The following is a 15,966-nucleotide window of genomic DNA, read 5'->3' as shown; positions in this document are numbered from 1 at the left end:
TCGCTTACCGCACCGATTCGGCGGCAACGACACCGGAACCTGCCCGAGAGGTCCGGTAGTCCGGCGCGTCTCCGTAGTTGAAGCTGGTGCCGTCGCTCCACACCAGCCAGTAGCCGTCTCCCGTGGCTGTCGCGGCGATGGCGACCGTTCTCAGTCGGTTCTGACGGTCTGCTCGGTCGTCTCGGTGTTCGGCCGAGCCGATGGCGTGCACTGCGGTATCGGCCCCGGCGAGCCAATAGCCCTCGCCGTCGGGTTCGACGGTCAAGCCGACCGCGGTCTCGCCCGTCGGGAGCACTGGCCCGCAGCCGGCGTCGTACGCGTCGCCGAAGGCCAGCACGCGGCCGTCAGCGAGCGCCAGCCAGTAGCCGTCACCGGTCGGTGTGGCCTCGATGTCAACGACAGGCGATGCCAGTCTCAGATGGGCAATGGCGCCCCAGAACCCGGCAGCGCCGAACGCGAACACGGTGCCATCGCCGGTCGTGAGCCAGTAACCGCCGCCATTTGGGTGTGCTGCCATCGCTGCAACGGGCTGGGCGAGCTCGACGCCGACTGCATTGCCGTGATTGTCGGCGTCGCCAAAGGCTTGTACATCGCCGTTCGAGGTTGCGAGCCAATAGCCGCGACCCGATGCGGTAGCGGCCATCGCCACGAACCGTGTCGATTGGGATGTTTGGGTGCCGTCGCCGAAGTGAGCGGCGCTGCCGTCGGCAAACACCGTGCCATCGGACTTGAGTACCCACAGACCCGGGCCGCTCGCTCTGTCGGGGGGGTCGATGGGATCGGGAGGATCGACCGGTCCCGATTCACAGGGGGTGCTCGAATCGAACTGCGGAAAGCGGTACCAGTCCGACTTGAGCGAAAAGGCCCGGCGGAAGGGATCGCGGGCCCATCGACCCCATTGCCCGTCGGAGACACCGCTGTAGCTCTCGAAATCCTCGACGCCCTCGGTGCCTACCAGACGCAGACCGCGTGTACGACCGCCCCATGCGCCGTTTCCGTTGCGGTGCGTCACCTCAATGCAGCGCAACCTGCCGATGTTGGGAAACTTCGCCTCGATGTCAGCGCGTCGGATCCTGCTCTCCCATGCATGGTTCGGGTTGCCTTGTGTGGCATCGCCAAGGTCCTCCACACCCGGGAAATGCGAGCCCTCGTCGATTCCGGCAGTCCAGCCACCGCTAGAGGAATGGAACTCGGCGAACGCGATCCTGCCGTTCGAGTGGGTCAGAACTCTTCCAGCGGTATTGACAATTGCCGTGTTGGAGTGGATGTAGCGGGTGCCATGGTCGAGGCCCTGCCCGTTCTGTGCCGCACCTGCATAGACCTGACAGTTCCAGTAGTCGCAGGTGTCGGTGAACATGCCGCCGCGTTCGCGCGCAGCAGCGAGTGAGAGCACATACGACCGGGCCGCGATGGCTTGGGCTTCGAGCGCTGCGATGCCGCGCCCGTCGCCTGCTGCTCCCCACTCGGGGATGCTCTCGCGCGGCACGACGCCGCGCAGGTACTGCTCGAGCGGAACCCGGTTGACGGCGACCGGGCCGCTCTGATCGATCACAGCGAGCGTGCCGCGGTACGCGACGCGCATCGATTCCACGGCCGAGTCGGTGCCGTCGCAATAGATCATCACGAGCATCCGCGACTGGTCATCGACGCCGTAGTCGTCGCTGCTGGGCAGCACCTCCACATAGCGATCGCCACGACGGCTCGATGCCGTCAGGCCGTCGACGACGAGGCTGCCTCTCGTTCCGCAACCGCTGTTCGAGCGAACTGAAAAATCGCCTCCGCTGACACCGACCCGGAGAACGGTTCCGCCGCTGAAATCTTCACCTGCAACGCTGAATGCCGATTCCGAGGTGACGAGCAGGTCGCCTCGGTTGCGAGTCAGGTGGACCCAGATGTCCCGTTCGGCGATGTCGGTGAGCGAAGTGTTGCTGTAGTAGTGGCCGACGATGCGATCGCTGGTCCAGCCGTAGTCCAGCGCGTAGCCGAGCGCGCCCCATTGGCTCAGACCATTGCCGTGGCCGAAGCCACGCCCCTCCACGGAGATCACCTCGGGCGCCAATTGGTTTCCAGTCGACTGAGCACCCGCGTCAGGCGTCATGACTGCCAGCACACCAGCCAGCACGACCGCTGCGACGAACGCCTGCGCGCCACGCGCCAGCATCGGGCCCATCACTGCAGCTTGCGCCGCTCGATCTCGAGGTCGTGGGAGACCATCGACGTCACCAATTCCTCGAATTTCATCCGAGGCTCCCACCCCAAGACCCGTCTGGCCTTGGATGCGTCGCCCACCAGCAGGTCGACCTCAGCCGGGCGGAAGAATCGGGGGTCGATCCGAACGTGGCGCTCCCAGTCGTCGATGCCCGCTGCGGCAAATGCAAGTTGGACGAAGTCGCGCACAGCATGGGTATGCCCGGTCGCAATCACGTAGTCGTCGGGCTCGGGCTGCGCCAGCATGAGGTGCATCGCCTGCACGTAGTCGCCGGCGAAACCCCAGTCTCGCTTGGCGTCGAGGTTTCCGAGGGTTACTTCGTCCTGCAGGCCCAGCTTGATGCGAGCAACGGCGTTGGTGACCTTGCGGGTCACAAATTCGAGGCCTCGTCGCGGCGACTCGTGGTTGAACAAGATGCCGCTGCAGGCGTACAGCCCGTAGCTCTCCCGGTAGTTCACGGTGGTGTGATGACCGAACACCTTGGCTGAGCCGTAGGGACTGCGCGGGTGCAATGGAGTCAGCTCGTTCTGAGGGGTCTCGCGCACCTTGCCGAACATCTCGCTGGACGAGGCCTGGTAGAAGCGGATCGGATTCTCCACCCCGCCCACAACGCGGATTGCTTCAAGCAGTCGAAGCACGCCCAGACCGGAGATGTTGGCGGTCAACTCGGGCTGCTTGAACGACAGCGCCACGAAACTGATCGCGCCAAGGTTGTAGACCTCGTCGGGCTGGGTGTACTCGAGTGCGGCGATAAGGGACCCGAGGTCGGCGAGGTCGCCGGGCACGAGTTCGACAAAGGGCAGGTCGGCGGCCATCGTCTCAGAGCGCGGATTGCGCTGGCCGGTGATGAGCCCGACGACCCGGTAGCCCTCGCCGTGCAGGAACTCGGCGAGATACTGGCCGTCCTGGCCGGTGATTCCGGTGATGAATGCCGTCGGCACGGGTCGGCTCCGGTTCGGGTGGATGAAGAGCGGGCGTCAGGGCGCGGCAGCGGTCGGGGCCGGGCCGGCGGCGGTCGTTCCGGCGCGCATGAGGGCCCTTGGTGGGGCCTGTGGCGCCACAGTTCAGGGTACGGGTCACCGGCATCGCCGTGTGGTCACTCAGAACCACCCAGAGGCTCACCCGCGTAGCCGACGGGTTCCGATACGGTGCCGCGGATGGCTCTGCGCCCGCACTTGCGCCAGCGGCGCCCTCTGCTCGCTGCGGCGGCGATGCTGGCAGTTACCGCAGCCGCAGGCATCGGGACTCCGGCTGGCGCTGCATCACGGGTCGAATCGGAACGACTGTGGGGCGCCGACCGTTACGAGACTGCCGCCGAGATAGCCGAAGAATTCGTCTCCCTAGCCGGCTCGACTGACACTGTCATCGTGGCCTCCGGGGAGATCTTTGCCGACGCCTTGGCAGCCACACCGTTGGCGAGCGTGCTCAACGCGCCGATCCTGCTGTCACCGCCGGACGAGCTTCACGAGGCGACACGTGACTTCATCGAGCGCCACCGTGTCGATGAGATCATCATCGCCGGGGGTACCGAAGCCATCTCAGACCAGGTCGAAGACTCGCTGGCGGACCTGATCGACGGTGTGCCTGAACGGCTCGAAGGCGTGAATCGCTACCGGACGGTCACCAACATCGCACGTGAAATCGATGCCGACGACATCGGCACGTTTTGTGGGGACGGCCTCCGCACGGCACTGCTCGCAACTGGGGAGACGTTCGCCGATGCGCTGGCACTGTCACCGCTCGCCTTCTCGGGTCCGCATCCGGTTCTGCTGACTCGCCCCGACCGGCTCTCTGAGGCCGTCGAGGAGTTCGTCGTGGACTATGAGATCTCCCAGGTCGTCATCGCCGGCGGACCTGCAGCGGTCTCCGAATCGGTTGCTGACGAACTGGAAGACCTCGGCATCGAGGTTCGGCGCCTGTGGGGCCAGGACAGGTTCGAGACCGCAGTCGAGATCGCTCGAACACTGACCGACCGCTGCTTCGATACTGACGAGTTCGGCCTCGCAGACGGGTGGAAGTTCCCCGATGCATTGGTCGGCGGAACGTTGCTGGGCCGGCTGCGGGCGCCCCTGCTGCTCTCCGAGCCAGTCCTGCCCGATACGACACGTGGGTTCCTGAGGGGTCCGATTCCCGATTCAGGCACCGTCACGCTCAAGGTGTTCGGCGGACCGGCAGCCGTTTCCGACACCGTCGTCGACGCAGCGATCGACGCTCTGCGTGGTGTCGACCGCGATTGCGATCCACGTACCGACGAGCCAGGAGTTCCACGCAACTTCTCGGTCGAGCCCCGGGACCAAGGTCTGCTCGTCAGCTGGAGGCCGCCAGCGAACATCGGCGGCTCCGGGCCGTCGGGCTACCGGGTCCGGTACCGGCCGGCCGGGGGGCAATGGACGACGATGCGTGACGTCGACTCACCTACAGAGATCACCGGATTGCAGAACACGACGCTGTATGAGGTACAGGTACGAGCAGACGGTGGCTCTTATGGCGTGTGGACGCCCAGCGCATGGGCAACGCCCTCGAACCCCCTCGGGGCTGTCGGCCTAGACGCTCGGGGCGACAGCGTCTCGACCGTCGCGGCATCGGCTTTCGTGCAGCAAGCATCTTCTGGGGACCGAGACTGCCCACCGGCGACCGGATGACAGGTCGCTAGCGTCACTGGCTGTGTCGGGGGCCGAACGAACAACCGCCAGCAGCACCGCTGGCTCCGTTGCCGTCCTCGCCGGTGGGGTGGGCGCAGCCCGGTTCCTGAACGGACTGCTACGCGTGCGCCGACCCGCGGAGGTGACCGCCATCGTCAATGTGGGCGACGACTTCACACTGCACGGCTTGAACATCAGCCCCGACCTCGACACCGTCACCTACACGCTTGCCGGCGAGATCAACCCCGAGACCGGCTGGGGGCGGGCCGGTGAGACCTGGCGGGTGCTCACCGAGCTGGGACGCCTAGGAGGTCAGGACTGGTTCAAACTCGGCGATCTGGACTTGGCGCTGCACCTGTTCCGCACCCAGCGTCGCAGCGAAGGCGCATCCCTGTCCCAGGTGACCGGCGAGGTCGCCGCCAGCTTCGGACTTGGACTGACACTGCTGCCGGTCAGCGACGATCCGATCCAGACCCGCATCACGCCCGCTGAACCCGAGGATGCGACCGAGATCGACTTCCAGGACTACTTCGTGGCTCACCGGCACGGCATTGCTGTGCGAGCTGTTCGCTTCGCAGGCATCGACGAAGCCAGGCCCGCGCCGGGAGTGCTCCGTGCGCTTCAGGACGTAGCGACCATCGTGGTGGCGCCGTCCAATCCGTTCGTCTCGATCGGCCCCGTGGTGGACGTGCCACAGGTACGCGAGACCCTGTGCCGCCGGCGAGACAGCGTCGTCGCCGTGTCGCCCATTGTCGGCGGCACATCGATCAAAGGGCCCGCCGGAGCCATGATGCGTGAGCTGGGCCACGAGCCCAGCGTTGCGGGCGTCGCACGGCTGTACGCCGACTTCGCCGGCACCTTGGTGATCGACCATGCCGATGGCGACCTCGCCCCCGCAGTGGCCGAAGCGGGGATGACGCCCGTCGTCACCGACACGATCATGGCCGACCCGGACCGCGCTGCCACGCTGGCCAAGGCAACGCTCGAAGCTGCGAGCGCGAAGGGAACCACGTGACCATCGAATTGCACCCTGTCGAAGGCATCGGCGAGATCACCCTCGGTGCCGATCTCGGAGCGGTCATCTCAAGCGCCTGCGCGGCGTCGCCCGCGGGCCTGCGTGATGGTGACGTGCTCGTGGTAACGCAAAAGATCGTCTCCAAGGCCGAGGGCGCCATGGAGACCATCGATCCCGACGATCCGCTGTCGCACAAGCCCCTCGTCGAGCGCGAATCGGTGCGCATCCTGCGCCGCCGCGGCGATCTCATTATCAGCGAGACCAAGCACGGCTTCATCTGCGCGAACGCCGGAATCGACCTGTCCAACGTCGAACGGGGCCACGCCGCGCTGCTGCCCGACGACAGCGACCGTTCCGCCAACAAGATCCGTGACCGCATCCGGGCACTGTGGGGATGCACCGTTGGAGTGATCATCTCGGACACCTTCGGACGCCCATGGCGGCGGGGCGTCACCGACGTGGCAATCGGCTGCGCGGGCATCGCCGCGGTCGTCGATTTGAAGGGCACTACCGATGCACTGGGCCGCGAACTCATGGTCACCGAGGTGTGCGTAGCCGACGAGATTGCCTCCGCGGCCGATCTGGTCTGCGGCAAGGCGCGGGGCGTGCCAGTTGCGATCGTGCGGGGAGTCGATCCCAGCTGGTTGCGGCGTGCCTCAGTGCGCTCGGAAATCATCCGAGATCCCGCCGAGGACCTGTTTCGCTAGTCGTCAGACGGCGGCTGGCGCTGCGCGCTCAGTGCAGCGCGCGGAGCCACTTGCTCTCCGCGGCCCACCACCGAGAACTCGCAGAGCGTTGCCCCGGCACCCACGACGACGTCCGGGCCGAGCACCGAGTCGACCACGACGGCGCCGGCGGCGACATGGCAGCCGTTCCCAACTACGGATCGCTGCACGACGGCGTCGGGTCCGATTTCGCATCCGCGGCCGATGACCGACGTCTGGATGCGCGAGTCGGGATGGATGCCTGCAGATGCCACCGTGGCGCCGTCGACCACCCTGGCATCGGCACGCCGGCCTTCGAGGATGTCGAGATTGGCCGCCAGATACTGCTGTGGCGTGCCCGTGTCGAGCCAGTAGGTATCTAAGACCAGCGCCGCCAGCGTTCCGTCTGCGACGAGCTGGGAGAAGACTTCCCGCTCGATGGAGACAGGCTGATCGGGGGGGATGCGATCGAGAACAGCTGGGGTCAGCACGTAGGTGCCGGCGCTGATGGTGGGCCGTTCGCCACGCGGCAGTGCTGTTCGGGTGACACCGGGTTCTGGCTTTTCCGAGAACGACATCACCCGGCCTTGCGGATCGGCCACCACCAAGCCATACGGCGTCGGATCAGCAACGGGCTGCAGCGCAATGGTGGCTTCCGCCCCCGAGCTCGCGTGGAAGCGTGCGAGGGCACCGACGTCGAGGTCGGTCAGCACGTCCCCGTTGAGCACCAAGAACGATCCGGTGATGCCGCTGGCCTCCGCGGCGAATCGCACTGCTCCCGCAGTGCCCCTCGGTCCAGGCTCGACCGCCACCTCGTACGCCAGCCGGCCGATGCGACCCTGCGGGTACGCCGTGGTGAACGCCTCGGCTCGGTAGCCCAGCGAGAGCACCACTTCGTTCACACCGTGTCGGCTGAGGTGCTCGCAGACCCACTCGATCATCGGACGCCCGCACACAGGCAGCATCTGTTTCGGAGTGTCGTTGGTCAGCGGCCGCAGCCGGGTGCCCAAGCCGCCCAGCAGCAGGATCGCCTTCATCCTGAGCTCGGGGTGCTGGCCCTCAGGGTGTCACGGCAGCCGGCTCGCCGCCCATCGAGTTCTCGTCGGTGCCGGGCTCGACAGTCTCAGTGGGTTCGGACGTGACCGGCAGGTCGCCTTCGACCGGCTCGCTCTCGCCTCCGTCATCGAGCACCGGCCCCTCTTCGGTCGAGCCATCGGTGAGCGGTTGGTCCTCTGGCGGCAGGTTCAAGTAGGAGCGCAGGAATGCGTCGTCGGGTCGCGGAACGTCGGCGTTTTCGACGCTCGGATGGACGTAGACGAACACGAAGATCTGGCCGTCGCCCAAGAAGCGCACATCTCGCAGGTCCTCTGTGAAGGCCAGCGCCTTTTCGGCCTGCAAGGTCTCCCAGCGCATGATGCGCAACTCCGCTCCCGGTTCAGAGATGTCCGGATCCTCACTGTCGGGATCAGGCGACGCACATCCCTCGCCGGATTCGTCGAGAATCGTCCCATCGGGCAGCTCGAACCTCGAGTCGTTCAACTCGAACTCGATCTCACCCATGAATGCTCCGACAGTGGCGAATTGCCCCGTCACGCCCGTGTGGAACGGATGGATGTGGATCAGCCCGTCGCCGTGAGTGTGAATGCCAGAGAAGTCATCGACATCGTTGGGGTAGAGGTCGAGGACAAAATCGTCACAGTCGTAGATCGCATAGAGCGAGTGCCAGTGGTCGTCCAGCCGCGGAGGACCAGCGGGGGCATTCGTGGACCGTTCATTTCGGGCCACCAGGATCAGTACGACGCCCAGAATGACGACCAGGAGCATCGCCGCCGGGAACAGAAGGTCGCGCCGAGGGCGGAAGCCTCTGCGGCTCCCGCCGGCACTCGCCGCTTTGGCGACTTTCTTCGCAGCGGCTGATCTCGCCATACGGGGCGACAAGCTACCGGCGCGCCCGCCCGGTCCGGCTCAGCGAAGGCGTTAGCGCCTGCCGAACCCCACTCGCCGGCGTTAGCGCCGGCCGAGGCCTTCGTAAGTGAAGCCTGCTGCGCGCAGCTGGACGGGATCGAGCAGGTTGCGGGCATCCACGATGCGGGCAGCAGCCATCTCGGCGGCCGCCCGGGCCCAGTCCAGCGTCGCGAACTCTGGCCACTCGGTGAGCACGACGGCCACTTCGGCGCCGCGCAGAGCCTCGAACGCAGAACCGCGGACGGTCAGGGCCGCCGGCAGCTGTGCGGAGATGTCGGGTCGAGCGTCGAGGCCGTCGCCCAACGCTGGGTCGTACGCCACGAGTCGCGCTCCTGCCGCTCCAAGCCGGTCGGCCACCCTGAGCGCGGGAGAGCCTCGCAGGTCATCGGTGCCCGCCTTGAAGGTCAGGCCGAGCACCGCCACCGTCACACCATCGAGACACCGAACGTCGACCCCGGGTGCGTCGGTGCTGAGATCCGATGGCCGGCCAGGCTCGGTGCCGACGATGCGAGCAACCTTGGCAACCACGCGGTCGAGCTGCTGATCGTTCACCGTGATGACGCCTTCGAGCAGATGGAAGACGTAGCCGGCGTCGTTCGCGACCGACACCAGGGCGCGCGTGTCCTTGGGCAGGCACGAACCGCCCCAGCCGGGGCCGGGTTGCAGGTACGCGGAACCGATGCGGTGATCAGAGCCGACCCCCTCGAGCACCGAGTCGACGTCGGCCCCGACTGCTTCGCACACAGCGGCGAGCGCGTTCACGAACGAGACCTTGGCGGCCAGGAAGGCATTCGCCGCGTACTTGACCGTTTCGGCTGAAGTCGGATCGCTGAGAATTACCGGCGCATCCACGCCCGCATACAGCGCTGCGACCCGGTGCGCCGCCGAGAGGTCGTCTGCCCCGATGACGATTCGATCGGGTGCCAGGAAGTCGGCCACCGCCGAGCCTTCCCGCAGGAACTCGGGATTCGACGCCAGCGCTACATCGGTCCGTCCCAGTGCAGCCGCGATCTTGGGTGCAGTGCCGACCGGCACGGTGGACTTGGTTACCAGCACCGAGCCAGGCCGCAGGCGTGACGCCACCGAATCGAGTGCAGCCATGAGATAGCTGAGCTCCGTCTCACCGTCAGCACGCAATGGCGTCGGAACGCACAGGAAGGCAAAATCGCACGTAGCCGCAACAGCCTCCGCCGAGATCACGAAGCGGAGGCGACGCTGTGCGATGCCCTCAGCGACCAGCCGGTCGAGATCGGTTTCGCGAATCGGCACAACGCCGGCTGACAGCGACGCCACCTTGGCACGATCGATGTCGGCGCAGATGACGTCATGGCCGAGGTGGGCGAAACACGCCGCCGTCGTGAGGCCGACGTAGCCGGCGCCGACGACGAGGATCCGCTGCTGGGGCGTTGTTCCGCTCATGGCGCAAGATGGTCAGCAGATGGCACGTCGACCCGCCGGTAGCCCGCATCGACGCGCGGCGGCCGCTCACCCGTGTGAAGGATCACCGTGATTGCGTCGAGGTCGTCATGGCCGGAGAATTCTGGCACAGGCACGAGGTGACTGGCCAGCAGTCCCGCTGCAAGGCGACCCTCAGCAGCGAGATAGACGACGGTGCCGTTTGGTGGTTGATCAACACCCGTCGGCATGGCCCCTGTGGCATGCGCGTCGAAGCCGAGTTCGCTGAGCTCCGCCGCGATCCGACGACGCTCCGCGCCGGTGACCAGCACCTTTACGCGCGACTCCACCACGTCATCCCAGCCGATGCCTCGGAACACGTCCAGCACCCGCTGGTTGTCCCGGTCCGCAGTGAGTTCCAGCGACCACCGCACGGGTTCATGGACGTCCTGCACCCGCAACTCGTAGTCCTCAATGTCGTTCTCGAATTCGATGTCGGAGAACTTGGCTGCGAGGCGGCGACCGTCGTTCACGATGCTCAGCGTGTCCGAGGTGGACAGGTGGTCGGCTGCAATGTCGAGCACCGAGAGCAGGTTGATCGGGTTCGCAAGCAAGCCGGGAGCGACCTGCTGCGCCGCGACGCGCATGAACTCCCGTTGGCGGTCATTGCGGTCGAGGTCATTCCAGACACCGTGCCGATTCCAGGATCCGTTAGACGCCTGCTCTTCCAAGTGGCGGCTGCGGACGTACGCCAAGGCCTGCCTGCCGTCCAGGAGATGGGTGCCAGCCTCGGTGAGAAATCCGCTGCGGCTCTCAGATGGGTCGTCCGCGTTCTCCTTGGGCTGATCCCGCAGCGGCCGGTCAAAGGTCATCTCGACGCCGCCGACCGCATCCACCAGATCCAAGAACGCCTGAAAGTCCACTTCGACGAAGTGCTGCAGCGTGATGCCGAGGTTCTCCTCGATGGTGTCGATCAGCCGGGCTGCACGTCCAGCAGCGGTGCGGTCGCGGTTATAGGCGCTGTTGATCTTGGCCACCACGCCGGTGCCCGAGATGTCGCTGGTGCCGGCGATCTCAGCGGCCAGGTCGCGAGGAATCGACATCATGGCCAAGGTGCCGTCGTCGCGCAGCCGGATCACCATGATGACATCCGCAAGCCGGCTGAAGTCCGAGTGGCCATTGCGCAGCGGATCGTCGGGGGCGAGTCCCAGAGTGCTGTCGGTGCCGACGAGCAGGTAGTTCTCGCCGGCCGGGGCGCTCGGCAGCACCGGCTCCCCTGCGGACTGGTCCGCATCGCCAGCCGATCCCGCTGAGAAATCTGCATCGTTTGCCGGGTCGGCGCCGTCACCTGAGGTGCTGCCTGCGACGCCGTTGTCGGGGACTTCGTCCGAGGCTGGATCAGGAATATCAGAGGAGGGGTCAGGCAGGCTGATGACCACATCAGCCGCAGTGACCGGCTGCTGGGGCGCCGATGTGAGCACGTCTGCGAGAGAGTGACGTTCGATCCGCCCGAGCTGGAACAGCACGAATACAGAGCCAGCGGTCGCGACCGCTCCCAGCAGGGTCAACGCCGCCAGCGAAGTAAGAATGAGGCGAGCCCGCCAACTGCGGTGGCTCACTCGGCGGCCTCAGGCCTACTCACTCGGCCGCCTCAGAAAGGGCCTCGCTCAGGGATGGGTAAACGAACAGGCTTTCGGCGATGTCCTGGACTCGCAGGTTCGCGCTCACAGCCAGCGCCACCACCGAGATCAGCTCGGCTGCATGGCGACCCACGATCGATCCGCCCAGGACCTGGCCGGTCAGCGGATCAGAGACGATCTTGACGAAGCCACGAGGATTCTCTTCGATCAGCGCCTTGGCATTGGCACCGAACGGCACCTTGGTGACCCGGATCTTGCGGCCCGTGGCAAACGCCTCGGCCTCGGCAAGTCCGACATCGGCGATCTCGGGCTCGGTGAAGATGGCCGACGCGGCCTTGTCGTAGTCGAGGTGCCGATGGGGCCGGCTGTCGTGCGGGCCCATCGAATGCTCGACGATCTTGCGCCCCTGCATGGCCGCCACCGAAGACAGCGGCAGCTTGCCGGACAAGTCGCCGGCCGCATAAATGCTCGGAACCGACGAGCAGAGGTTGTGATCGACCTCGACGAATCCCTGCTCGTCGACGCGCACGTCGGTGTTCTCGAGACCCAGCCCGTCGCTGTTGGGGATCGAGCCGATGGCAATCAGCGCATGCGATGCCTGCACCGTTCGCCCATCGCTGCAGAAGACTTCTACGGCGTCGCCGTCGCGCACGATGCTCACCGCACGTGCACCCTTGAGCAGGTGCACGCCAAGATCGCCGAAGGTCTGCTCGAGCACAGCGGCGGCCTCGGGATCCTTGTGCGGCAGCACCTGCTGGCGGCTGACGATCAGCGTCACCCTGGAGCCCAACGAGGTGAACATGTGCACGAACTCCACACCGGTCACACCGGAGCCCACGACGACGAGGTGCTCAGGAAGCTCCGCTGGGGGGTACGCGTCACGGGTGGTGAGAATCCGCTCACCGTCGATCGGTGCCCAGTCGGGGATCCGGGGACGGCTGCCGGTCGACAGCACGATGACGTCGGCGGACAGCTCGACCGCTCCGTCGGATGTGTCGGCGCAGACCTCGTTGGGCCCGAGCAGCCGACCTGAGCCAGACAAGATCCGCACACCCTGTCTGACCAGCATCTGCCGGGCCACGTCCGCGAGGCGGTCCTCGATATCGCCGATGCGCTGGCGCAGTTGCGGCGTGTCGACCGACGTGGAGACGTTGGCCAAGCCCATGTCGTCAAGGTGGCCGGCGAAGCTGAGCGCGGAACCCGTGGCGATCATGGTCTTGGATGGCACGCAATCGCGCAGGTGCGCAGAACCGCCGACGATGTCACGCTCGATAAGCGTCACTTCTGCGCCGTAGCGGGCCGCGTAGGTTGCCGCCGAATGGCCCGCTGGGCCACCGCCGATCACGACGAAGCGCTTCTGGGCCATGAGTGGGCAGCGTACCGGTGGCTCCCGGCCCCTCTGTCGTCGCGGCCTCGGAGCGGGACGGGCTCAGCTCAGCGTGGGGCTGCAGAGACCGTCGAGCTCGCTGACCGTGATGCGTTCGCGATTGGCGTAGGTCACCTCGTTGGAGGGATCGGGCCGCAACCGGAACTCGTGGAACGACATCTCCAGCGAATCGAACGCGATGATGCGGCCCGCCAAGCCGTCGCCGATGCCCAGGATCAGCTTGATCGTCTCGAGCGCCTGGATCGACCCGACGATGCCTGGCAGCACGCCGAGCACGCCAGCTTCAGCGCACGAGGGAGCGAGTTCTGCCGGAGGGGGCTCGGGCAGATAATCGCGATAGGTCGGACCGTTGTGCGGGTCGAAGACCGTGACCTGGCCCTCGAAGCGGAAGATCGAACCGTGCACCACCGGAATGCCGAGCTTCACCGACGCGTCATTGAGCAGGTAGCGGCTCGGGAAGTTGTCGGCGCCGTCCACGACGACGTCCCAGCCCGACAAGACGTCGAGCACGTTGTCGGCCCCGAGCCGGGTGTCGTAGGTGACCACGTTGACGTCAGGGTTCAGTGCAGTGAGGGTCTTCTTGGCCGAATCCACCTTGCGGTCGCCCACCCGGTCGACGTTGTGGAGGATCTGACGCTGCAGGTTGGACTCATCGACCACATCCATGTCGATGATGCCGATGGTGCCGACGCCGGCCGCAGCCAAGTAGAGGGCCGCGGGAGAGCCGAGGCCTCCGGCGCCCAGCATGAGCACCTTGGCGTCGAGCAGCTTGAGCTGTCCGGCCTCGCCCACCTCGGGCAGCAGCAGGTGACGCTGGTAGCGGTTTCGCTGCTCGGCGCCGAGGGAGGCAGGCGTGGCCCACGGACGACCTTCGTCCTTCCAGCGGCCAAAGCCGCCATCCATGGAGACCGAGTTGGGGTACCCGAGTTCGGCGAGTGTCTTGGCCGCGAAGGCCGAACGGACGCCGCCGGCGCAATAGATGATGATCTCGGCGTCGTGATCGAGGACGCGGTTCTCGATCTGCGCCTCGAGATGCCCGCGCGGGATATGGATCGCGTCGGCGAGCGCACCCTGCTCGTACTCGTCGGGCTCGCGCACGTCGAGCACGACCGGTGAGCGGTCGGAGATCCACTCGGCCGCGGTGGCCGTGTCGATCTCGGTGATCTCGCGTTTGGTCGCTGTCAGCAGTTCGCGGAACGAGGGCATCTGGGCCTCCCTGTTCGTAACTCGGCGTCGCGTCCGGTGCGACCTGATCAACCGATCAGGTTCTTGCCCTAAATCCTACCTATCCGGTCAGGAATTAGTCACGCCGGCGGGCGGTGCCGCCGCAGATCAGCGGCAGCACCTCAGAGATGGACATTCGCAGGACCATGTCGGCCAGGTGATCCATCTCTGTGGGCTCGGCGTTGACGATCACCACGCGTGCGCCGACCGACTTGGCTGTGGGGACAACCGCAGCGATGGGGTATACGGCCAGCGTCGTGCCCACGGCCAGCATCAGGTCGCAATTTTCAGCTGCGATCTGAGCGCGCAGTAGGTCTCGTGCAACGAGCTGCTGGCCGAAGCTGATCGTGGCGCTCTTGAGAATCCCGCCGCACTCGGGGCATGGTGGGTCGTCCTCGCCGAGCCGCACCCGGTCCAGCGCGGTTCCCATGTCGTCGCGGTAGTCGCACCCCAGGCACGCAACCTCGCGGATGGTGCCGTGCACCTCCACGATCTTGTCGGGGTCTGATCCGGCGTCGTGGTGCAGCCCATCCACGTTCTGCGTCAAGAGCGACACCAACTTGCGACGGCGCTCCAGCTGCACGAGGGCCCGGTGACCGTCGTTGGGCTCGGCGCCCCAGGCCCGGTGGTCCATGCGAGCTCGCCACGCCAAGACACGCACCTGCGGATCGGCCAAGTAGTTCTGCAGCGTCGCCTGCTTCTCGGCGGCGGGGTTCTTCGTCCACACGCCATTGGGACCGCGAAAGTCCGGAATGCCCGAATCGGTGGAGATGCCTGCACCGGTGAGCACCGTGATGGCACGTGCCTCGTCGATCCATCCAGCCACAGTTCGCACCTCGTCGACTGGAGAACTCGAATCGGCCCCACTGTTCATCTCATCGGGGTTCATCTCACCAAGTCTGTCGTATCGCGCATGGCTCGACTTGACGAGCGTTATGGCACTTCCAATAATTTTCATGTTGTTTGATCTGTTTTGATATATAAGTATTCCCATCCAAATGAATGACAGTCACGAGCAAACGTGAGGGAGATCCCAGTGCCAGCTGAACAGAGACCCACATTCCCCGTCCTCCCGGCCACTCCAGATGGGGCAACCCCGGCCACGCTGCAACTAGTCGGTGGCACTTCAACCGGGCCGGGCAGAACTTCACACGACGGAACTGCGGCGGAGCCACTGCGGGTCCTGCAGGTGCGACCTTGGGACGATCCCAACCTTCACCGCGATGGCCACGACCCGCGCTCGGCCTACGTGGAGCGTTTCTGGATCGCTGTGCTCGGCCCCAGTGCGGTCTGGCTGCTGCGGCTGCTTGCGCGCGAATTCGACGAACTGGCCCCAGGTGAGAATCTGCGCCTAGACCTCGAGTCCACAGCGCAGCGACTCGGGCTGCAGCACCGCGGCGGCCGCCAGAGCACGTTCATGAGAACCATCGACCGCTGCCGCACGTTCGATCTGGCCCACTTCGAGAACGACGATGTCCTGATTGTGCGCAGGCAGATACCGCCGGTACCGCGCAGGCTGCACGTCCGCATGCCGCGCGAATTACGCGCCGAGATCGGTCGCTGGACTCGCACCGTTGGACATACGGACTTTTCCGTGGGCGAGACGCGACTGCTTGCGACGTGCATGCTGATGCTTGGCCACGGCCTCCACGAATCCGCAGAGCGGCTCGTGATGCTGGGATTGGCACCTAGGGCCGCCAACGAGGCGACCGCGTGGGCGTGGGCGGATCGTTGCGTGCGGCCTCACGCAACCCGGGGTGTGTGACGCGACCAGCCGGGGCGCCG

General features: G+C 66.0%; 13 protein-coding genes. 4 read left to right on the top strand and 9 right to left on the bottom strand.

Annotated features, from left to right (window positions below; all coding sequences use genetic code 11):
- Positions 1–4: 4 nt before the first annotated feature.
- Entirely contained in the window at positions 5–2,170 is a 2,166-nt protein-coding gene (locus ACOOHB_RS20940) for a SpoIID/LytB domain-containing protein (RefSeq protein WP_420446715.1), read from the bottom strand.
- Positions 2,170–3,150: a GDP-mannose 4,6-dehydratase gene (gene gmd / locus ACOOHB_RS20935; RefSeq protein WP_420446714.1), complete on the bottom strand. Its 981-nt coding sequence runs from the start codon at positions 3,148–3,150 to the stop codon at positions 2,170–2,172. Before gmd ends, ACOOHB_RS20940 begins: the two co-directional genes overlap by 1 nt.
- 216 nt (positions 3,151–3,366) lie before the next feature.
- Here gmd and ACOOHB_RS20930 point away from each other — a divergent pair, with 216 nt between their 5' ends.
- Genes ACOOHB_RS20930 through cofE form a run of 3 tightly spaced genes read left to right on the top strand, consistent with a single transcriptional unit; the run spans position 3,367 to position 6,573 of the window.
- Complete coding sequence (locus ACOOHB_RS20930; RefSeq protein WP_420446713.1) at positions 3,367–4,851, top strand: cell wall-binding repeat-containing protein; 1,485 nt, start codon at positions 3,367–3,369, stop codon at positions 4,849–4,851.
- Positions 4,852–4,873: 22 nt separating this feature from the next.
- The gene (cofD, locus tag ACOOHB_RS20925) at positions 4,874–5,866 is read left to right on the top strand and encodes a 2-phospho-L-lactate transferase (RefSeq protein WP_420446712.1); all 993 of its coding nucleotides are present in this window, start codon (positions 4,874–4,876) and stop codon (positions 5,864–5,866) included.
- Positions 5,863–6,573, top strand: a complete 711-nt coding sequence (gene cofE / locus ACOOHB_RS20920) for a coenzyme F420-0:L-glutamate ligase (RefSeq protein WP_420446711.1) — start codon at positions 5,863–5,865, stop codon at positions 6,571–6,573. Before cofD ends, cofE begins: the two co-directional genes overlap by 4 nt.
- On the opposite strand, the gene ACOOHB_RS20915 is transcribed toward cofE, so the two are convergent.
- The 7 genes from ACOOHB_RS20915 to ACOOHB_RS20885 all read right to left on the bottom strand — a co-directional run bounded on the left by ACOOHB_RS20915 (position 6,570) and on the right by ACOOHB_RS20885 (position 15,070).
- Positions 6,570–7,607, bottom strand: a complete 1,038-nt coding sequence (locus ACOOHB_RS20915) for a sugar phosphate nucleotidyltransferase (protein WP_420446710.1) — start codon at positions 7,605–7,607, stop codon at positions 6,570–6,572. The genes cofE and ACOOHB_RS20915 overlap by 4 nt on opposite strands.
- A 22-nt stretch (positions 7,608–7,629) precedes the next feature.
- A complete protein-coding gene (locus ACOOHB_RS20910; protein WP_420446709.1) occupies positions 7,630–8,496 on the bottom strand; it encodes a hypothetical protein in 867 nt (288 codons plus the stop codon).
- An 81-nt stretch (positions 8,497–8,577) separates the two neighbouring features.
- The gene (locus ACOOHB_RS20905) at positions 8,578–9,954 is read right to left on the bottom strand and encodes a UDP-glucose dehydrogenase family protein (protein ID WP_420446708.1); all 1,377 of its coding nucleotides are present in this window, start codon (positions 9,952–9,954) and stop codon (positions 8,578–8,580) included.
- Positions 9,951–11,549: an LCP family protein gene (locus ACOOHB_RS20900; protein WP_420446707.1), complete on the bottom strand. Its 1,599-nt coding sequence runs from the start codon at positions 11,547–11,549 to the stop codon at positions 9,951–9,953. Before ACOOHB_RS20900 ends, ACOOHB_RS20905 begins: the two co-directional genes overlap by 4 nt.
- Positions 11,550–11,568: 19 nt before the next feature.
- Positions 11,569–12,936 (bottom strand): FAD-dependent oxidoreductase, encoded by a 1,368-nt coding sequence (locus tag ACOOHB_RS20895; protein ID WP_420446706.1) that lies wholly within the window; start codon positions 12,934–12,936, stop codon positions 11,569–11,571.
- A gap of 63 nt (positions 12,937–12,999) precedes the next feature.
- Positions 13,000–14,163: a molybdopterin-synthase adenylyltransferase MoeB gene (gene moeB, locus ACOOHB_RS20890; RefSeq protein ID WP_420446705.1), complete on the bottom strand. Its 1,164-nt coding sequence runs from the start codon at positions 14,161–14,163 to the stop codon at positions 13,000–13,002.
- 94 nt (positions 14,164–14,257) lie between these two features.
- A complete protein-coding gene (locus tag ACOOHB_RS20885; protein ID WP_420446704.1) occupies positions 14,258–15,070 on the bottom strand; it encodes an SIR2 family NAD-dependent protein deacylase in 813 nt (270 codons plus the stop codon).
- A 300-nt stretch (positions 15,071–15,370) separates the two neighbouring features.
- Here ACOOHB_RS20885 and ACOOHB_RS20880 point away from each other — a divergent pair, with 300 nt between their 5' ends.
- Complete coding sequence (locus ACOOHB_RS20880; protein WP_420446703.1) at positions 15,371–15,946, top strand: hypothetical protein; 576 nt, start codon at positions 15,371–15,373, stop codon at positions 15,944–15,946.
- Positions 15,947–15,966 lie beyond the last annotated feature (20 nt).

The organism is Candidatus Poriferisodalis sp., from assembly GCF_965215815.1.
Lineage (GTDB): Bacteria > Actinomycetota > Acidimicrobiia > Acidimicrobiales > Poriferisodalaceae > Poriferisodalis.
The sequence above is the reverse complement of the archived record's forward strand: the minus strand, read 5'-3'. Positions and strand labels throughout refer to the sequence as shown.